10 protein-coding genes are annotated in these 20,928 nt (G+C 61.5%); 3 read left to right on the forward strand and 7 right to left on the reverse strand.

What is annotated here, in order from left to right:
• Nucleotides 1–46: 46 nt before the first annotated feature.
• On the reverse strand, nt 47–1,675 hold the full coding sequence (locus tag BMI90_RS17535; protein ID WP_146671336.1) for an integrase: 1,629 nt from the start codon (nt 1,673–1,675) through the stop codon (nt 47–49).
• A gap of 459 nt (nt 1,676–2,134) precedes the next feature.
• Between BMI90_RS17535 and BMI90_RS17540 the strand changes: the two genes are divergently transcribed.
• Entirely contained in the window at nt 2,135–4,024 is a 1,890-nt protein-coding gene (locus BMI90_RS17540) for a TerB family tellurite resistance protein (protein ID WP_078530778.1), read from the forward strand.
• Nucleotides 4,011–5,540, forward strand: coding sequence for a GTPase (locus tag BMI90_RS17545; RefSeq protein ID WP_078530779.1), 1,530 nt, complete (start codon nt 4,011–4,013; stop codon nt 5,538–5,540). Before BMI90_RS17540 ends, BMI90_RS17545 begins: the two co-directional genes overlap by 14 nt.
• A 40-nt stretch (nt 5,541–5,580) precedes the next feature.
• Here BMI90_RS17545 and BMI90_RS17550 read toward each other — a convergent pair whose 3' ends face one another.
• On the reverse strand, nt 5,581–6,561 hold the full coding sequence (locus BMI90_RS17550) for a WYL domain-containing protein (protein WP_078530780.1): 981 nt from the start codon (nt 6,559–6,561) through the stop codon (nt 5,581–5,583).
• Between the two features lie 1,020 nt (nt 6,562–7,581).
• On the opposite strand from BMI90_RS17550, the gene BMI90_RS18830 reads away from it, so the two are divergent.
• Entirely contained in the window at nt 7,582–8,052 is a 471-nt protein-coding gene (locus BMI90_RS18830) for a hypothetical protein (RefSeq protein WP_168172816.1), read from the forward strand.
• Between the two features lie 203 nt (nt 8,053–8,255).
• On the opposite strand, the gene BMI90_RS17560 is transcribed toward BMI90_RS18830, so the two are convergent.
• From BMI90_RS17560 to BMI90_RS17580, 5 genes are read right to left on the reverse strand one after another with little or no spacing between them, the layout of a single operon-like run.
• On the reverse strand, nt 8,256–11,438 hold the full coding sequence (locus BMI90_RS17560) for a helicase-related protein (protein ID WP_078530782.1): 3,183 nt from the start codon (nt 11,436–11,438) through the stop codon (nt 8,256–8,258).
• The gene (locus BMI90_RS17565; protein ID WP_078530783.1) at nt 11,431–13,275 is read right to left on the reverse strand and encodes a phospholipase D family protein; all 1,845 of its coding nucleotides are present in this window, start codon (nt 13,273–13,275) and stop codon (nt 11,431–11,433) included. The genes BMI90_RS17560 and BMI90_RS17565 overlap by 8 nt, the downstream gene beginning before the upstream one ends.
• Nucleotides 13,265–14,434 carry a DUF6361 family protein gene (locus tag BMI90_RS17570; protein ID WP_078530784.1) on the reverse strand — a complete coding sequence of 390 codons (1,170 nt, stop codon included), beginning with the start codon at nt 14,432–14,434 and terminating at the stop codon, nt 13,265–13,267. The genes BMI90_RS17565 and BMI90_RS17570 overlap by 11 nt, the downstream gene beginning before the upstream one ends.
• Nucleotides 14,434–17,577, reverse strand: coding sequence for a UvrD-helicase domain-containing protein (locus tag BMI90_RS17575; RefSeq protein ID WP_078530785.1), 3,144 nt, complete (start codon nt 17,575–17,577; stop codon nt 14,434–14,436). Before BMI90_RS17575 ends, BMI90_RS17570 begins: the two co-directional genes overlap by 1 nt.
• A complete protein-coding gene (locus tag BMI90_RS17580) occupies nt 17,574–20,387 on the reverse strand; it encodes a PD-(D/E)XK nuclease family protein (RefSeq protein ID WP_146671339.1) in 2,814 nt (937 codons plus the stop codon). The genes BMI90_RS17575 and BMI90_RS17580 overlap by 4 nt, the downstream gene beginning before the upstream one ends.
• Nucleotides 20,388–20,928: the final 541 nt, after the last annotated feature.

Genomic DNA, 20,928 nt, shown 5'->3' on the forward strand with positions numbered 1-20,928 from the left:
TTCCACTCCTCTTCCAGCCAAGGAAGCGTAGCGGAAAACTCCAGCTTCAAACGGTCCAGTTTCCGGGGATCAGATCAACGGCGCCCAGCGTATCATCGATGATTTGTCTCATCCGGCGTCCGAGTTTCTTGCCGTGCTTCCCGCTCGTGGGCTCCCGAAGGTCCGGAAACAGATCAGGGTGCCCAGCACGCTTCATCTTCGTCACATGGTCGAGAAACCCGAGCTCGATCAAGCGCATATGGATAGGCACGGTGCGACAAGAGGAAAGCGTCTTGACACGGCGCTGCTCGGTTTCACGGATTGAAATGCAAGGGGTGCCGTCGACCTCGATGATGTCCCCAAGTGACAAGCCTGCGATCTCTTCGCGCCGTGCCCCGGTAACCGCGCCGATCAGCGGGCACCAGTAGATGCCGTTGCGATAGACCGTCTTGCCCGGACGTGTCTGGTAATATTCTGTCTCGGAGCCCGTCCAGACCGGGCTCTGAAACAGCGCCTCCAGTTGGAGTGGCGTGAACGCATCCTTCTTCTCCCTCTCGCGCACAGTTTCCTTACGGCGCAGCTTGCTCGGATCGAGGCGTGGGTCGATCAAGAAGCCCTCATCGGCGGCCCAGGTCGCGACCTGACCGAGATGATCGAGGTGCCGATTGATCGTGCCGGTCGAGAGGCCAACCTGATTGGCGGGCAGGGCGGCAGCACGCGCGATAGCCTCTTCGCGGGTCGCGGTCTGGTCCTTCGGGCTCTTCCCCCAGCTTTTCGGGATTTTTCGAAGCGCGGCACGGAAGGCCGTCGCATCGGTCTGGCGGATCTGCCGGATATCGGTGATCCCGGTGAGAAGCGTGAACAAATCGCCAAAGCTTCGATATTGGCGCAGCGTCTTCTCTTCGATGCCTTCCTCGCGTTTCATCGCGATCAACCGGTCGATTACAGCGTTGAGCGCGGGATCAAGCGCAGGGTCCTGAGTGGGCGACGGCTCGCCAGGTGGTGTTCGCGCCGCATGGTCCGGTGAGAAATTAGGCGCCGGGCTTGGCGCTTCGGGCCCCAGCAGGTGGGACGGTGTCTGAGCGGCCAACGCGTCGGCCAGGGCCTCGATCGGCTCAAGCGCTGCATCCTTGCCGGTCCAAGCGGCCCGCTTGCCCGAGATCAGCAGGCTCATGAGGGTTACCATTTCAAAAGCAGACCTTGTTGGACGCCCGGTCAGATCCTGAAACTCCCTTGCGATAATGCGCCTGCGGCTCTCGCTCGTAAGGTCGCGGCGATATAGATCTATCGTCGAGTTCAGCAGGTCAGAAGCACCTTCAGGCGCGTCCGCATTCACTCCCGACCGTGCCAGATGTGCCCAGGCGTCTCGCGCGGCCTCGTCGTGGCGCACATCATCAAGCGGATCAAGAGAGTCGAACCGGCGCAGCAATTGCAGCTTTTCGATCTTCGCCCGCTCGCGCTTGATGACATCCGCCAGCCAGGCGCGCGCCTCCTGAGACGAGATCTCGGTCCTGATGATGCCGTCCATAAACGTGTCGCTCTCCGCACTGATCTTGCGGGCTAAGATAATCGCCACACGGCGATCCGTCGTCCCCAAGGAGAGCTTCAGGTCGACGAATTTTGTGGAAAACACCCGGATCCGACGGCGCCATTGATAGGCAGTGCCGCGACGGGAGAGATGAGGTTGGCCGTGCATGGTTTTGCGTCGCCCTTGTTTCGGACGGACCCACGCAAAACTCGGGTGATGGAACACCCGTATGCCACACCTACGAAGCCATGAAAGGCTTTTTGTAGCTAAATCAACACCCTATAGGGGAAGATGGCTCCGGCGGTAGGGGCCTGCCCCACCGTGCCACGCACCCTTGTTTTATTGGCCGATCTCAGTGCGATTTCGCTTCGGTCACAACCGGACTCCAGAATGTGTACGGAGTCGTGGCGTACTTTGAGCATCAATTCAAGTACTCGGTGAAAGTAGCTGCACTCAGACGGGCAGGAGGCTCGGTAGGGCGGCCGAGCTTGGAAAGACGATGCCTGCAAGCCGATGGAGTTTGCTGTCGGGCTTCGAGTGGGGTTTTGTTCTTGAAACCTGATCGATCTGTGATCACTACTTCGTTAGGGCGTCCTTGGTGCTTGGCATGAAGGGGTCTCATTCCTTTTGCGCATCGAGGCCATTTTGCTCGACAAGACGACCATTACGCAGATCCATTCATTTGAGGGAGTAGATCGGATCCTTGCCGATCCCGATCTCTTCCGTCGCAGGCTGGGAGCCGAAGGTACGAGTCCCGCGGCTGCGAAGGAAAATTTTGTCGACGACATCTGGCACGTAGGGGCCGCCTCGACTGTTGGCGGCTCGATCGCATCCTCCTCGTTGGTCGCCTCGAGCTTTTTCGGCAGTTCCGGGTTGATGGCGCTGTTGCCCTGGGCACCGGCTGCGGTGACACCGGTCGGTTGGGTGGCTGCGGCGGCGGTCGTGACGGGAGCGTCGTTTTACGGCGTGACCCGGCTGTTTCGCAGCTGGGATGCGAACCGGTCCGGCGCGACGCCAAGCTTTGTCGGATCCGAACTCGATCTTCTGGCCATGTCTCTGCTCGATGTGATCGGAGCGTTGGCCGTCCGCGTCGCCGCGGCTGCAGGGCCGCTCGACGCCGCTGAACGTGCTCATTTGAGGGGGCATTTCGTTACATGCTGGGGCTTCGATCCGGCTTATGTCGACTGCGCCCTCGAAGTGATTGAGACGAATTCAGCAGCCCAACCAGTCGAGGGCATGGCAGCGTCGATGTCAGCCTTTGCGGCGGCGGTGCCGGACTGTGATCGCGTCGTCTTGAATTCAGTACTTTTCGATTTGCTTGAGGCCATAGCCGCCGCTGACGGAACGGTCGATCCGCGCGAAGTCGCAGAGATCGCCACAATTCGCGAAGCTTTCGCGCGGCGGGCCGACTGGGAGGCGAAAGACCGCGAAATCCAACGTGGTTTCCTCGGCCGTATGACAGACCGGGCAGCAGGTTTGTTCGGCCGCAGGACTCCTCAACCGACTGCGCTCGACCCGACGTTGCATGTGCCGACACTTTGGCTCTTGGGTAAGACAGGTGCGGGAAAAAGCTCGCTGGTCCAGGCTATCACAAGATCCTCGGCGGCTGCGATCGGTAATGGCTTCGTGTCGTGCACGCGGACCGCCGAGTCTTATGACTTCCCGTCCGCCGACCCGATGATGCGGTTTCTGGATACGCGCGGTCTTGGCGAAGTTGGCTATGACGCGGCTGACGACATTGCCGCCTGCACGCAGGGCGCGCATTTGCTCGTACTTGTGGCGCGGATCGACGACCCGGTGCAGGGGCAGGTTGTCGATGTCCTGTCGCGCATCCACAAGCAACGCAAGGAAGTGCCAGCGATCCTCGTTTTGACCGGAGCCGATCTGGTGCCTGATGACGCGACGCTGCGCCGTGCCCGTGCGCAGATCGAGCAGGCCTATGAGACGGCCTGGGGCAGGCCCCTGAAATCTGTCTGTTTGTCGCTTGGCGATCCGCTGGCCGCCGATTTGAACGGGCTGCACGCGCTGCTGGCCGAAAGCCTTCCAACCGTTGCGATGTATTTGTCCCGACAACCGGGCACGGATCCCGAAGCCCGCGAGTTTGACCGGCATATGGCGCTGGTGTTGAGCTATGCCGCGACTGCGGGTGCCAGCGACATCCTGCCCGTGGTCGGCCTGGCCTCGGTTCCTGCGGTGCAGGTAGCCATGCTGAGTGCGTTGGCGCGCCGCTATGAAGTGGCGTGGGACCGGGAGATCATGATGAAATTCATCGGTTCTTTCGGGCTGGGGTCGATAACGAGATACGCGGTCTCTACTGTCGGTCGACAGGCGCTGAAGGTTGTGCCTTTTGCCGGATCTGCGGTGGCCGCGACCTACAGCTTGGCTGCGACCTACGCGCTGGGACGTGCCGCCGCATATTGGATGTACCAGACGCGGAGCGGGGCGCAGGTGGACGACGCAGACCTGCGCGCGCGCTACGCCGCCGCCTTCGAACGGGTGCCTGATGATCACAAATGACGCTCTGCGGCGCATGTTTCTGCGGGGGCGTGGGCCGGTTTTGCTGACTGGGCTGGCCGTGTTGCTTATCGGCCCTTCAGTCTTCGGCTATCGCTGGCTTTACGAGAAGGGCTGGTTGCTCTGGTTCTTTGCCGGGCTGGCCGCGATCATCGTCCTGCTCCAACTAATTACTTGGGGCCTTGCCGTGCGGGAACGGAGGGCAGCGCGCGGTAGGGGTGGTCCGTTGGATGGACCGCTCGTCGAGGCTAACCCGGATTGGACGACGGCTGAACTCGGGGTCTTCGAGACCTTGCGTTCGGAGATTGCGGCCTCGGTCGAGGTCCCAGTGGATTGGGGCCGGATGCAGGCCATGGCGTTGCAGGTTGTGGACCGGGCTGCGGAACTCGCGCCAGCGGGCAAGCGCGAACGACTGGCTTTCTCGGTTCCCGAGGCGCTGTTGTTGGCGGACCGGGTGATTAACCGTCTGCGCCTGGCACTGCGCCAATACGTGCCCTTCTCAGACAGTATCGCCGTAAGCCAGATCGCCTTTGTCCTGCGTCACATGACACGGGTTCGCAAGGCCATCGACGGCGGCTCGAACGTCTACGAACTCTCCAAGCTCTTTTTCAATATCAAGACTTTGCCGGCGTCGGCCCTCTCTAAGTTCGTGATGGCGGGCGTGAAGAAATTCTCTTTGGTGCAGGTCCAGCGCTATATTCTCGAAGAGGTCGCCCGCGCTGCAGTGGATCTCTATTCCGGCCATCTGAAATTCTCGGATTCCGAGCTGCTGGCAATCGAGCTTGAATCGGAGCGTAACGATCGCGCTGCTCTCGCGCAGCCGGATGCGGCCCTGCGGGTGCTCGTGGTAGGACAGGTCAGCGCCGGGAAGTCCTCACTGATCAATGCGCTCGCAGGGGAGAGCATGGCCGAAACCGATGTGGCCCCCAGCACCGACCGACTGACTGCGCATGAGGTGGAGCTGGGCGATCTGCCGTTTACCTTGGTCGATACCCGTGGAAACGACGGATCCGAGGCGGTCGAGAGCGAACTGTTGGCACAGATGCTGCAGGCCGATCTCGTGCTCTGGGTGGTGCGCGCAAACCGACCGGGCCGGGCAGCAGATGCGGCGCTGCTGGCGCGCTACCGTACCGCGCGTGACGCGTCGCCGACGCGTCGCTATGCGCCGATCATCCCGGTGGTAAATGGCATTGACCTGCTATTCCCCAACTGGCCCTATCCAGAGAATGTCGTTCCGGCGGCCGACCTGGAACGGGTTTCCGCGATCGTGGCGGCGATCTCTGGGGAGCTTGGTTGGTCCCGTGCGCTGCCGGTGCAAGCTGAGGCGCCAGGCTGGAACATCGAACCATTGCGGTCGGAAATTGCGTCGCACGCAGTCGAGGCATTGATGGTGCAACGCAACCGCCGCCGTATTGAGGGGGCGCGCCATGCAAGTGGGGCAATGGAACAGCTCGGCCGCACCGGCAGCGCAGGCAAGGGCATCATCGGCTTCGCGTGGGATCGATTTACCGGCGGTTGACGCCATCCTGCACAGGCGCTTTTCAAGTGCTGAACCAAGCTTACGGCATTGAGGTGAAATCGTCGCGTTGATGCCCTTCGACCATCGCTCTCAGTTCGTCGGGTGCCAACACCGTAACCTTGTCACCCCACTGGTACAGGTGCCATGCCATCTCTTGCCAACCGGCAGCTTCGAAGCGAACGATCAGGCTTCCGTCGGATTGGGGCTCGAGCTGTTGGTTGGGGTGAAAGCAAAACTCGGCGGCGCGTCCAGCGGCTTCAGGTGTAAATTGCCAGACGACCTCGCCAAACTGCTTCGGGTCCTGCCAGACGCCGAAAGACTGCGCCGCGTAGGCGGGCATTGAGAATCCCTCTGCCAGTGCGAAGCTTTGGTCCAGCACCTCGGCCTCGATGATCAGATCCATCCGGTAATTGCGTATCAGGTCGCCCTTCGCGGGGTCGCGCGCCACGAGATAGCTTCTATGGCCCATCAGAACGCCATGGGGTTCGAGCGTTCGTTCGCGCGCATCCTTTCCATATATGACACGGAGCTGGAACGGACCGCGCAGGGCTTCAACAACGGCCTCGGTGATTGGGGCGGGCAGCACAACACGCGGACCCGGACGTGAAACCAGGGCGAGTGCGCTCAAGATCGCCTCTGCATCTGCTTCGGCACGCAGGGCGTTGTGCCGGGGGAGGCGGGCCACCAAGCCGTTGCGCAGGTCTTCGAGCGCCTTGGCGTGGCGCCGTCGCCCGTCATGGGATGCGGCGCGCATCGCCATTTCGAGCGCTTCGAGCGCCGTGTCTGTATCGACCTGTAGGCGGTCCAACTGGGGGTCCACAAGTTTCCAACGCTTTTTGCGATCTTCGCCGATGCTCACTTCCGCATTGTCGAAGGTTATCTCGAACTGACCCATCATCCGTTGAGCAGTGCGATGAGATCGCTCGAATTTCGCCGCAACCTGCTCCAGCGTCACACCCGTCCGCTCTGAGGCGACAAAGAGTGCCAACTGCACCATGTCGCGGGCCTTCGCAAAAGACATTCCAGCTCCATGACGGCAATTGACACCCTGCGAGATTAAGAAGAAAGGTGCGAGTTGTCGAGCCGATTCCGTTAGGCATCGGATCAGCAAGTCTTTGTCGTATAAATGTGTTTTCTCGACGCTCGCGGCTTTCTACCCGCCTTCTTTTGGCGGGAATTTCCCCATGGCGCCAATAGCTCGCCGTCGTGGCAAATGATCCGCTCCCCAGACCTCTACCGCCCTTAGGCAGAGTTTCCCGGTTTTGCTCAGGGTGACGGGCTGGTGACGTCCCCCGATTTCGTCAGCGTGATCGGGGTCTTGTTCCCGATCGCGCCGTGTGGCCGTTCCTCATTGTAGAATTACTATGCCGACGTTTTTTAGATCGCTCGATTGGTAAGGCCGATCAGCGGATTTTGGTTTGGCGAGGAGGCCGCAAAGCTGTAGGCAGTTATCTTGTTCAATCGAGATCGAAGTGGCACTTTCCGGGGGCCGAATGCTGGCGAAACCGCGTGCCCACCAGACAAGACCTTTAGGTAGCCTTGAGTTTTTCATGGTGGATATTCAAGTAGAATTTGTGGGAGCAGTTTATTGCCAACAGTCTCAAGTGTCTTTTCGAAGAACCCTGCTCACTGGGGCCTTCGTGGCGATCCGTTTCTATGGGATGCCCTTGGCTGGGTGATGAGCGAGAGACTTTCCATCTCAGATGGCACTCCAGATTCACCAGCTGAGATCGACGCTCTTTTGAAAACGTGCTTCAACTCCCTGGTTGATAGCGGACAAATGTCGGGAAGCGAAAGTCGAGCACTCGCATGGTTGCCAGGCGGGGGTATGTCAGGCGGAGTCGTTCATTTGCCAACTTGGCGTGAGACTCTTCTTCCAGAGATACGGCGCAGGTTGGAGACAGCTAAAATAGGACGTGTTGGTGCAATTGAATACCATCCAGCGGAACATCGATTCCGTTTCGCGGCCTGGTCTGCTGCGACGGCCGCGCGCAGTAGTCGTAGCGTTTGTACCTTTCGGGTATCAGTCGGAGCTTCTCTATTGAAGGAATCCAGCCTTCGTTGGCTTGCGCTCGGAAGTCATTGGCTACCTCTGACACAGAAGGATTTCGACGTCGCCCATCATACTTGGTGTGACGATCTTTCTAAACGCGGCCAAGATTTGATTGGCTCCCGTTTCTCCTACGGGATCGCTGCAAAGATGGTGAACTGTTATCTGAAGGCCTTGTTCCTACAAACAATGGTCGGAGCGCCATTCAATCCCTATAATAAAAGGGCCGACGACGTCGCTGAAAATTCGACACGTTTCTTGCATCCGCCCATTGATCGGCTGCTCATGGTAGAGGCCGCGCGACACGCTAATCCCGTCCAGAAGGTTAAGTGGAAAAAGCTAATTAGTACAGGCTGGTCGAAGTTCCAATGCCAGGATTACAAACTTGCAATCCAATTGATCCGCGAGATGGTCGGAGAAAATGCTGCCCTGGGTGAGGTCTATTGGGTTGGCTACCAATGACTATGCGTGGAATGGTGATGTCTTCTCGGAAGTTCTGGGAAATACTGTAAACATCGTTCTTGCGGCGAAAAAATTGCGATTTCAGAGGCCATTTTTTGCCCTGGCTCTTCGCTGTGAGTGAGAATTAAGAAAATTAGCGGTGGTCGCTTTCCCGGCGACCGATGGTGCCGGAATATACCCCTAAACTGATCCTCAAACACCATTCAAACAGGCCTCAGATTTATTTGAAGTTCAGACAGGTCGATATGTTCTTTCGATCTGTCCAAGCCTTCGAGGAATGAGATCAGTTCGTCTTGGCGGGGCTGACCGAACGCCAAGCGATACAGCGCGACGGTTCTTTTGAGCCAACCGAGCAGCGCGGCCTCGCGGCTGAATGGGAGATTGAGCGCATAGCGTTCAATGCGTATGGTACCATCGAGCAGCCAGAACGGTTCCATTCCCCCCGGCCGAACCGCTCGATCCAGAGCTGTCTGAAACATCGTTTGCCATGGATCATCGAGAGGCGCGCCGTTTCGTAGGTTCCTCTCGAATTTGGTCGCGAGGTTCAGCCTAACAGCATGATTCTTGTAACGATGAACGCGGCCTTCCCGCTGTTCCAGATCCACCGGGTTCGTGGGTAGGTTCCAGTGCACAAGCCTGTGGCAGTAGGGGTGAAAATCGAGGCCTTCCTGGCCGACGGAAGTTGATGCAAGTACAAAGGGTCGAAAGGGCGAGTTGAATGCGGTGCGAACCGTCTCGGTTCGCTGCCCGCCGTCTTCTTGCGTCTGCTGCAATAGTCGGGTAGCAAATCGGCCGCGCATCCGGATGGGGGACGAGATCTCTATGCGATCACGCTTCGCGCGGTAGTGCTTGATCTCGATCTGTGCCGGTTTGAGCGAGAGAGCCTCGTCAATGGTTTGTGCCAGTCCGAAGACGGCATGGGACGGGTCCGCGTCCATCAGGCCTTCGGATTCCAGGAGGACATGGACGTATTCGTCCATCACGGCCTGCAGGTCGTGGTCCACGCAATGATGCAGGACCGACTGCCAATAGAAATCGTCGTTTCCGGAGCGTAGCGCCGCTTGGCTTTCGGGCTGGTTGAAGAGGCCGCGGAAGGCCATGCCAATCCGCGTGGCCGCGTTCAACATGTCCGGGTCGTCGAGCTGCAGATCGGGGACCACGCGATGCAGGGCACGCAGGGCACAGGTTGCCGGGCTGCCAAGGGCGAGGTCCGTCAGGTGGTCTGTGAGGATCCGGCGGTTGGGTTGCCCATGCAGGACCTCGGCATCCGCAGCTTCGGCGAGAGCGTGGAGATGGTCGTGCCAGCCGTCTTGCCCGTCGGCCCTGACAATGTCCGTCAGGATGTTCCCCGACGCGAGCCAACTCGCGAATGAGCTTGACCTGATATCGAGTGCCGCGGCGCAAGCCCAATCCCACGTCATGGCGCGTTCGGCATCTCCCTCACCCGTTCCGTCGTCGCGCTCAGATGGACCTAACTGAGGGCCTCCTCGCTGCGCCGGTCGAAGGCGTGCTGCGAGGGCCGACACCAAATCCTGCAGGAGCTGGAAAACGCGCGCGCGCATTGCCTCCGCGTCAGTCAAGGGACCGGACGATCGAAAGATCTCGAGGGGATCGATTGCCGCCGCCAGGGTGGGAGACGGTATGACGAGGGGCAGCGCACGCAGACCTGTCAGCCTGTCCTTGTTGCGTCGGAAATTGAGCAGTTGGGGATGGCGCGCCGTATAGCTCCGTCCGGTGTTCCCCATCCCCATTTCGCGTTCGCTCTCGTACGACAGAAGCGCGGCGATCGCGTCTGGGACCATGGCCCATTGCGAGAATATAAGTAGTTTGCTCGCTGTGATGCGTGGACCGAAATAGGGCATGCTGGGTGGCATCCAGAGGCGTTTTGCCATGCCGTCTCTGAATGCGATATCCTTGAGCGCACGCATCCGGCCGTTGTTGTCCGGGATCTGGCTGTATTTTTCGATGGCGGCGGTGTCAATCTGGGCGCTCTTCGCGTTCCGGATAGCCTCCAGCAGGGCGGTGCCCGGCGCATCCTTGAGATGATCCAGGCGCTGGCCCAGCTTGTAGTCGCGTAGAAAACTCAGGAGGTAGGGCGCCGATTTCCAGTATTCCACGGTACCGGGCGCATCGGCGGCATCCGCCACGCGTGCCATTGCGCGGGCTTCGATCAGGTCGGCAGGTTCGATGGTAACCGGAACATCCACGTCCCGCATCATGGCGTCCCGCTCGGCTGTCTCGGATACGCGTTCCGTTCGGGCGATGACGCTTCGCAAGGTGCCTTCGATTTCGGCCTTGATCTTGCGGGTATCATCGAAGCTGCCTGGCAGCCCTTGCATGGCAAGGCGGTAACGACGCATCTCGCCTTCAAGCTCTGCACGCACCGCGGGTCCGCGTCTTCCGAAAAGGAAACTCAAGACATCAAGAAACTCACGGTAGTGATCTCCTGCGTCCGCCTCGTCGTCGCGCAGGGATAACATCCTGTAGGGGGTCGCCGACAGCAGAAGGACTTTCGACTGGTTTCCATCGGGATCGACGGCATCGAACAATTTGCGAGCCAGGTCGGCGGCCTCGCCTTCGCCGTGCAGAAGCTCCGTGAACCTCTGGAATTCGTCCAGAACGATCAGATCGGGCTCCAGCGCCTCGGCGCTTTCCCGGGCCAGGATCGTGCGCATCTGGCCGACGATGCTCTCTCGCCTGCGATTGAGATCGGTGTCGTTTCCGCGCAGACCCTTGTAGCATTGCGCGCAGGCTTCGAGTTCGTGCAGGAGGTCGGGCCGCGCTGCGACAGCATTACGGAAGCGATCCACGATCTGCGGCTCGAGGGGCTGCTGATCGATCCATGCTCGGGTTTCCCGCCATCCCGGTGCCCCTGCGTATCCCTGCAGCATCTTGGCCACGGCTCGACGATCTTCCAGAAGCTCCCAGATCAGTCGCAGGATCAGTGCGCGCTCCTGTTTCATGCCGCCGCCCTGTTTGAGATCCAGCGAGGTTCCGGGGGTCAGGCTGAAGAAGTTCACGCCCTCGCGCTTGATACCCCCGGACCTGGCCAATTCCAGGCAGAGCATGGTCAGGCGTGTCGGCAGGACGCGCGTGCGTTCGCCGCCCGTGACATTCAGACGGGCGACGTTCTGCTTCGCGATGGCCCCGTTCGAACAGATGTAGACGATGTCGATCCGCGGAACGCTGTCCTGAAGCGACTCGATGGTGCGCGCGATGACGCCGCGCGCGACCATGGTCTTGCCGAGGCCGACCTCGTCGGCGACCAGGAAGTGACGCACCGCGTCGGGGTCGGTCAGCAAACGTTTTGCGACATAGTCGACCGTCTTGCGTTGGAACGCCTTCAGCGGGCGCAGCGCATCATCGGCGCTGAAGCGGTCAGTCATGGCGGTTGTCCTCCGGCATGACCGCGCGAAAAGTCTCCCAGAGCTGCAGGAACTCTTCGGGGATGACCTCGCAGCGGTCCGTGTTGGGATCGCGCAGACGCGACACCAGTCGCTCGATGTCACGCAGCTGGCGACCGTCGCCGGACAGCGCGCGCACCATGTCCTCGAGGATCGGCGACTCCTGGCCTGTGCCGAACACGCCCGACAGGTCGCCGCCCTGACCGGCGGCAAACAGTGCTTTTGCGGCTTCGGATACGTCACCCAGCAGGAGCCGGATGTAGCGCAGGAATGCGCCCCTGTTCTCGATCAGGGCGCGCAGGATCTCGGACGTCCGCGCCTCGGGAAGATCGGCCAATGCAGCGCCCAGGGTGAAATCTTGTTCCAGTCCGCTCTCCCCATCGCGCAGCCGGACCCCAATCCAGCGCGTCACGTCCCTGAGCGGGAGCCGCGCCAGAGGGCGTTCCTGTTCATTCAATGAGATTACATCGACGCCATGGTCTGTTCCGGCGACAATGGGCCAGAGGCGCAAACTAATGCCTTCTGGGATGACCACCTCCGCCTCCGCCGACAAGTGCAGTAGGATTTGACTGTTCTCGCGTTCCTCGCAGCGCAGGGTCAGCGACGTGCCGGCCAGCACCCGACGAAATTGCTCGAGACGCTTTTCGGCGGCGTCTTCCTTTTCGGTATCGTCGGGCGTGTATGGGACATAGGTCCGAAGGAAGCGACCAAGACGCTCCGGCGACATCTGGTCCTCGACCGTGCCAAGGTCCTCGCTGTATCCGGACAGGGTGGCAAAAACCTCGACGTTTTCTCCGCCGAGGAGAGCAGGCGACGTGGCATTGCCCGATCCCATGGTAATTTCAGTGCTCGAATAGCGTTCCGTTATGAAGGCTTTGGCATGCAGGCCACGGGCGGGGACCGGCCCCAGGGACGTTTGCTCGCCTTCTTCGCCATCCTCGGTCTCTGCCATTTCATCCAGAACGAGCAGGTTTCCGAACCGGGACAGCGTCTCGGGCTCGAGCAGGGCCAACTCCTCCGCCCGGCTGAGAAGGCAGGCGTCGTCAGGAGCGACGCCTCGGTACAGAGTCTTGAGAGCCCTGTCAGTCACGAAAGGCGAGATGACCCCGAGCTTGCGACCGACCTGCGGCCTCCAAACCCGATCTGTCAGCCCGTTCACGGCAAAACCGATCTTGCGAACATGCTCGGGATGCTCCCATTCGGCGCAGGCAAGATCTTCGGCGAGTGACGCGACCATTTTCGTCACATGATCGGGGGCTGGTCTGCCGGCGGCGAGACCGGGCAGTGCCGCGATCAGATCGACCAGAGGCGCGTTCTGATCGTGGCGCGTGTCGGCGATCCGGCCATCCAGCGACAGCGACAGGTCCCAGGATGCATCCGTGGTCAGGTTGCGCGACAGAAGCGCCAGCCTGAGGCGCGATTGCCCGCGTCCCCCGATCGGAGCGAAGCGCAGGAGCCAGAGCTTCGGGTGAAAAGCGCCGCCGCGTGGTGCGGCGACTTCGGTCACGGTGTCTTCAAGAAGCGCCGTCAGGCTGTTGGCGCCTTTCGGCGTGGCCTTGATGCGGCCGGCCTCGCAGAAAATGGCGATCCGCGCGGACAAGCGTTCCAGGCCTTCGAGCAGGGCCAGTGGTGTATCAAGCGTCTCCTGCCGATTTTCGGCCGCGTGAAAGGCAAGGGTCGCAGGCACGACGAGTGCTGTCTCGAAGTCCAGCGTGTAGGTTGTCGCCACTGCTGCGTCGAGGTCGTATCCCGCCGGTGTTCGCAGTATCTCGGCGTAGAGCGCGCGATTTTCCGGATCGAGGGCGACGTTATCCTGCATTGACCAAATCCTGAACGTGGTTTGAGACGACGGGCTTCCAACGGAAATTCAACGGGATTGTCCCGGATGCTCCGCTCCACCGCATGAGGGCGCCGTCGTTGCGAAACCGCGACTTCGGTCCTTTGAGGCGGCTCTCTCGGTCCCGAACAAGCGCGCGTGCCGCGCTGTGCTCCCTTACATCACTACGGCTTTCCAACACGATATCCCGCCACGTTTCGATAAAACGGCGGCTGTGCGATCTGACGTCATGTATGGTTCCCTGTGAGCGAAGCCAGAGATCGTTCAGATCCCAGGCGGAAAACATGTCTCCGAGGGTTTCGTCTTTCCATGAATCCAGGCGCTCGGAATAGGTCGCAACCCGTTCGTGCCAGGTGCTGTTTTCCGCGCCCTGCATGTCTGCCGCCTTTTCCGATAGCATGAGATTGTACAGCAGGGAGGCTCCATGCATCAGACGCGAGAACCGCTCGGCATGATCGACAATTGCCTGGATGTCTTGGGGCCACTCTGCGCGTGCAGGATGTTGCCAGATCATATCGCAATCGGCCGCGCTTTTCTGGCGGGACAGAAGCGTGAACAGACTGTGTGGCGCTTCATGGGCAAGGCGATCGCGCAGGAACCCTGCTTCTTCCGACGTCGGCTTGAAGTGTGCAGAGCTATCCGGCGTGGAAAGGAAATCCTCTGGAACGGACGGCAAACCGGCGGCCCACAGATCTGCGGATTCTCCCGGCGTTGCCTCGAGGCATGCGCCCCGGCTGCCCTGGAAACGACGGATGCCCAGGGTCAGCAGACCGGCCCAGTAGACGTCGCTCGGCATACGTTTGAGCTTTTCCCGGGCCGCGCTGCCGATGACGTTCTGTGTTTCCCCTCCGCGGACGAGTGCCTCGATAAGACGGATTTCAAGCGCGCGGGCAAGCTCGCGCCGCGCCGCCGCCGTGCCTCTGTGCGCCCCTGCCATCTGGTAGATCCAGGGAACGAAGAGCATGTAGCGCAACCGTGTCTGGATCGTGGACGTGCCCGGAAACATGAGGTCTGACAATGCATCACGCACCGAGCCGAGGCCAAGCTCGTCGCGGCTGTCCTCTTGGCCGAACAGGTCCATGATCCGGCGGGTGCGATCCCGGTCGGCCTGGTCGAAGTCGATCCACGCGAGAAACGACATCAGACGGCCTCTTTTTTCAGAGTTTCTGAAAGGCTCAGGTTGCCTTCGCTCATCCAGTATATGGCTATTCCGTTCAGCGGCTTGCCGGGCCAATTCGCCCGGACCATGGCGGTGTAGGCGTCCAGCTGCGGCCGGTAGCCTGCAAAGCGCGCGTCGGGGTCGGGGCAGGGGCCGGATTTGTGATCCACGATCAGCAGGCCCTTTGGGCCCTCGGCGAGGCAGTCGAGGATGGCGTTCGTCTCCGATCCATCAGCCGCGATCTCTTGCAGAGGCAACTCGAAGTGGAGCTGGTCGTAACCTTGCGCGGCCAGCCAGCCGGTCAGTGCCTTTGCCTGTTTACCGATCTGGGCAATGGCCGCCTCGGGTAAGCCGGTGGCGGCGGCGATCCGATCTGCCAGGCCGGGACGCTCGGCAAGAACGCGGAAAGCCAGGTGCCACGCCGTGCCACGCTCGGTTGCGCTGCCTGTCCGGGTCTCGCCGACGCCGTCCGCCAGCTGGATGGTCTTGAGCGGCGAGGCGGGCACCTGCTCGGTCTCCGCGATGGTCGAAGGGCTGCGGCGCCATGGCGTCCGAGGGGTGTCCGGCACGTCGCGCGGGATGCCGAACCGGCGGTATGTGTCGGTGGCAACCGGCACGGGTTGGTCAGGTTCGTCAGGGAAACCTTCTGTGACCCGCGCGGCAAAGGACTGGCCCGCGACGGTCAGTGCGCCTTCTGATGTATCGAAACCGGCGCGGTCGCGCAGCAGGTCGACCATGCGCTCCGCGGCGTCGCGTGCTTTGGTCCGTTCCCGGGGCAATACAATGATCAGACGATCCCGCGCTCGCGTCAGCGCGACGTAGAGCTCGCGGGCCGCGCAGCGTTCATCCTCCGGGCGACGGGCCTCGGCGAAGGGGGCTTGGGACTCCGGCGCGGCAAAGTCGGGCAGGTAGCCCAGTCCGGCGTGGTCGAGCACGTTGTCCAGATCGTCGAAACCATCGAATTCGCCGCGCATGGTGCCGGGCCGTTCGGCGATCTTCTTGTCCAGCCCGGCGACAACGGCGATCGGCCATTCGCGCCCCTTGGCGGCGTGCCACGTACAAATCTCGATTCCGGATGAGGACCAGCCATCCGGGTCGGGGTGGCGATCCCAGTCCTTGGCAGATTGGCCCGCGATCCAGCCGAGGAAGACCTGCAGCCCGGCGCCGTGGAACCCGGCTGCGGAACGTAAGTCCAGCGCCATGGTGTCGAATTCCTGCGCTTCGGACTCGAGGCGTGCGAGATCGGCCAGAGCCTGTGCCGGTTGCGCCAAGCCGGCAGCCCAGTCGCGCAGGGCACCCGCATGAAGGACGGCGGCGACCGTGTCGGCGACGGGACGGGTCGCCATGCTTTCATTCAGGCTTTGCAGGGTCGTGAGCGAGACATGTGCGCCAAGCACTCCATCGACCGAGTTGCGCAGGGCATCCTCCAGCGGGACGCGCGGAGGGCCGAGAGTCAGCCAGGTCAGCGCAGCGTTCAGGTCGTCAGAATCCGCAGCATAGGCGAGGGCGGCACGAGCCGCGCGCATTACCGGGGAGGTCAACCATCCGTCCTGCTGGATGCGCACCGGCAATCCGTGCGCCTCCAGTGCGGCGGCCGCAGCGCTGGCCTTGGCGTGAGTGTAGGTCAGCACGGCCACGTCGCTCGGTCGGGCGGGACGCATCACCTTTCGCGTCTTGTCCCAAACTCGTGCTCCGGCCTCAAGGATGTCGGAAACGCGATTAGCGATGGACTCCGGCGTGGTGTCCTTGCGGCCTTTCGGCAGGTGCAGCACTTCAAGCGCGGTCTCGCCCGTTGCACCGCGTTGCGGGATCAGCGGTTCATAGTGGTCGAACAGCGTGGGGCCGAGAGCATTGACCATCTCCATGATCCGCGCATCGGACCGCCAGTTTCGGTAGAGCGGCGTGACGGTGTCTGGTCTTGCGGCCTGCAAGGCGTCGCTGAGGCGCGGGTCGGCGCCTTGGAAACCCATGATCGACTGCTTGGTGTCTCCCACGATCAGGGCGCTCTTTGCTCCGCGAGCCAGACGCCAGAGCATGGCGAACTGCACCGAATTGGTGTCTTGGAACTCGTCGATGACTACGCAATCGATTTCACCCAGAACGGACTGCAGTATCTCTGGCCGAGTGCGCAGCAGAGCCTCCGTCTCCGCGATCATGTCGGCATAGTCGATCAGCCCTGCCTTGCGCTTGGCAGCCTCATATGCTGCGAGAACCTGCTGCGCTCCGGTGACAAGCGCGTTCAGATGCGCTTGGGCATCGGAAAGCGGACCAGGGTGCCGCGGTAGCGCGTTTGCGGCCTCTATGACGGCTTCAGCAAGGGTGTCGTAACCGTCGGGGGTTTTCGTTTTGCTATTGGATACGCGGAGTTTGCGAAGATTTTGCCAAAGCGACCAGTCTTTTTCGAGACCCCCGGGAAGCGTGGCTTTGCGCAATAGCCTGTGATCCTTGGCGAAAGCATCGCGAACCGTCTTTGTCTCTGCAAATTGAGAGGCGAGACTCTCGGGAAAGGCGTCCAGCAGATCGCGGACCGCGCCCTGCAGTGTTGCCGTCAGCGCTGCACCATTGGGTTCAACCGGGCCATATCCTTCGGTGAGCGCATCGAGCGCGGGTTTCAGGATCTCGGACGACAGCCCGCGAGCACCAAGGCTGCGGATCAAGTCGACCGTTTTCAGAACATCGGCGCGAAACTCATCTTCGGCGCTGGACTGGGTAAGGAAATCCCAAGCATATCCGAACCGGGCCAGATCCTCCATCACGGGTTCAAGAACCGCGCAGCGCGACATCTCGAGCCGGATAAACAGATCGCGTTCCGGCTCGCTCAGAAGGCGGCTGTTGGGGGAGCGCCCGGCGGCGAAGGCGTGTTCCGTTAACAGCCGCTGCCCCAGTGCGTGGATCGTTCCGATATAGGCGCGGTCGACGTCGAGAGCGTCGTGAAGCCGTCCGCGGGCCATTAGTTCGCCGCGCACCCGGTCGCGCATCTCGGCGGCCGCTGCCTCGGTGAAAGTCACGGCAAGGATGCGACCGGGTGCGACCTCGCCCGTTTCGACCCAATCTCCCAGCGTTTTTTGGATATGGTATGTCTTGCCTGCACCAGCCCCGGCGGGCACGAGGGACAGCTTCGTCATTGCGCCTCCTCCTCTGTTGCGGTTTCCGGAAGGCTGAAGGCCGCCACCAATGTGTTGTCGAGCGCGTAGGCCTTGATCCCGCGGTCCTTGTCGAAGGTTCTTGCATCGTCGGCATGGTTGAGACGGATCGTGCCTGCGCCAACCTCGGCCAGCACATGTGCCAGATGGTCCATTGCGTTGACAGAGGCGTCTTCACCCGTCGATTCGACCTTCGGCACATCGCCGCCTTGTGCATCCGACAGAACGGTGCCGTCGCGTAGCATGTGGTAAGCTGTGACGATCTGTGCACCGTCGGCAACGAGCCGGGTCAACGCCGTCTCTTCCGTGGGCCGTTCCAGCATGGCACGGTAGAGTGCGACTTGCAGGTCCCAGCCCTTGGTCATCCGCTCGCGTCGTCCGCCAGCACTGGACCGTTTGTGATCGACCACCAAGATACGCCCGTCCGGCAACTTCAGCAGGCAGTCTGCCTTGCCGTGCAGCAGCAGGCCCCCATGCTCGCCCTTTAGCGCGATTTCGTTGTGCAGGACTTCGGCGCCAGTTTCACGCAGGAAATCTGCCCATGCTGTGCAAATGTCTCGCGCCTCGCGCAGCAGGCTGCGGCGTTCGGTGGCCCAGACGGTATCGGTCAACCAAGCGGCGTGACGGCGTATCGCAGCATCGAGATGGCCCGGAATCGCTGCGTCGAGTTCAGTTGCCTCCGGCGCCGGCATGCCCTCTGCAAAGGTATCTTCAAGCACTTGGTGCATCAGAGTGCCGAGTGTCATCACGTCCAGTGTCTCGGGTGCCCAAGTCAAATCCTTCGCGCCCAACTCGTCCAGCACCCAAGCCAGCGGACTGATCAGCAGGATTTCCAGCCGCGAGGGCGAATGCGGCAGTGGGCCGCCCTCAGTTTCACGCAAGCTTAGGAGGTCGACGCCGGACCTGTCGGGGGAGCTGATACCACGCTGGATACGGATCAGGCCGTCTTCTGGCAGCTCGGGTGCGCCGCCTTTCGGGACAGGGGCGGCGCTTGTGAAGGCGATAGGCCAGTCCTCTTGCGGCTCCGAACGCAGGTCGACAACGAGATCGGCTGGCTCCTCCGCTCCCAGCATGTGCGCGATCAGTGCGAGGCCGGTCGAAGGCGTCAAACGGTCGCCCCTCAGATCCAGTGCCGGAACAAGCAGGGTCACCCTCTCAGTGGCGACGCCGAGTTGCCGGCGGAACAGTTCCAGTCCTCTGGCAAATTTCTGCTGCCGCCCTTGTAGCATCACTCCGGCATCGCGCATCATCGCGATCTCGCCCTCGGTGAAGAACGGGCCGGATGTGGGCAGGCGCGGCCAATGCTGTCCGGCCATGCCGAGCACGATCAACTGCCGGACCGGGCGCCATGGCAGGGCAGTCTCTGTGAATAGCGACACACCTTCGACAAATCTGTCGTGGCCTTCCGTCGCGAGAGGAACGGGAGCGGCGAGGCGATGTAGCAGCGGCCAGTCGAGGGCGTCGCCGGATGCGGCCTTAAGTGAGTTGATGCGCGGATGCAAACCTGCGTCGGGCGCGGCTCGGGCGACGGCCCCAAGACGGCCGAAGAGCTGTTCTGGCGTGTCGCATGGACGCAGGGCATCCAGAAGCTCGCGGGCCGTGCCGGTTAGGCCAGATGCCGTGCGCGACCAACCCCGGTCGATTACCTCGCGCGCCATCCTGCGCCCGGTTTCGGGCGGCCATGGCATTCCAGGTGTGATATAGAGCGAGGCCATGGCGGTGCGCGGCGGCGGCCCGCCGAGCGTGACGAGCAGAAGCGATAGCAACTCACCGGGAACATCGCGCCTTACCGTTTGCGCGGGCAGGCCCGAAATCGGCAGCCCGACGCGATCGAAGGCCTCTTGCAATGCTGTCGTATAGACTGCGCCGTCGGGGACCAGCAGGCCGATCTCGCTCGGGTGAGTCACACTCCCCTTGTCGAGCGAGGCCTGTGCCATCGCGGCGGCAAACTCTGCCTCTTCGCGGGGGTCGCGCAGGCCATAACAGGCAACGGACCCGTCTGGCGCGACCGGTTGCGAGCGGGCCCCAAAATGATTCTGAATATGCCGGAGCGCGCTACCATCCGAGGCCATTCCAATGCGCGGAGGGACGTGGGCGTGACCATGATGGGCGCGCAGCGTATTTGCGAGCGAGGCCTCTGCCGGCGTGGCGAACGGGCAGTCCGGACCGGTAAGAGGCAGAGGCTCTAATGCCTCCGCTGCCTGACTTATTAGGACGTGGCGCCAGATGTTTAGCGAACCGGGCAGGGTGCCAAGGTCACGCCACAGATCGCGGAGTGCGGTCAGATGAGACCGGGCACGCCCCTTGGGTATTGCATCAAGCATAACGTCAGAGGGTTCGAGACACGGCGTGGCATGCGCGAGGGCCAAGAGGCCAGCCTCGACGGCCCGCGCGGTCTCCTCCGGGGCAGCAGCGAAAGTGTCGGACCAAGGTGCGCCGCGGCCGAGCTGATCAATCAAGTTGAGCGTCGATGACCGTGGAGCCAAATACACGTCAGCCAGTAGGTCGTCAGTCACATGGCGTAGCGCACCGGTTACTGGAGAGCGGGTCATTAAGGGATCAATGCGCATGAAAAAACCTGATCGAATCGCTGAATAATCATACTTTCTACCGTAGCGGCGAAAGGTGACAAAAGCTGACGCCGTCAAAACCAGACGGGAAAGTCGGCGCGTCGATGCACTGCGCTCATCTCCGCCTGCGCGTCCGGGCCAAAACCTGGCTTTGTCCGCTTCCCGATGTGGATACCAAGCCATTTTTGCACCGGACGATGCGCGATCTGTCGAGAGGTCCAATTACCTCCCGCTCCAGATGAAAGACGAATTCACGAGCGACAGTTGCGGTCTCGGGTTCAAGGCGCCGCACGAACGGGCGATATCTGGGATCGCGATGAATGGCGTCGCACCCCAGTGAAGAGAATTCAGCGAAGTCGAAATTCCGATCGCGGGCAATACGTTGCTCCGCAATCTCGCCCTTGCCGATGCGGTCGGGCCGGGAAAGACAGGCCCCGCCTTCGACCTGCTTTAGCCCTGAGATAGTGGCGCACGTCAAACGGCGGACAACGGGGGCGGGCAAACCGTCGGAGGTCGTGTCATCCGACGAAGTGTAGCAGGCCTCAATATCCAGAGGCGCGCGCAGAGCCGCCTTGAAAAGAAGCTTGTGCTCCGCACGCGACACGTGAGCAAGAACGCGAGGCAAAGTTTTGGCTTTTCAGCAATGCCACGGCGAAGGCTTTGTCCTGCGCCTCCTTTCGAAGACGGTGGTGGGCAAAAGCCGGTCTCGCATTGCCTGCAGTCGGTTTGTATCAGCCGGTGGCCTCGCTATCTGGCATTCGGG

The organism is Thioclava sp. L04-15, from assembly GCF_002020275.1.
Taxonomy (GTDB): domain Bacteria; phylum Pseudomonadota; class Alphaproteobacteria; order Rhodobacterales; family Rhodobacteraceae; genus Thioclava; species Thioclava marina.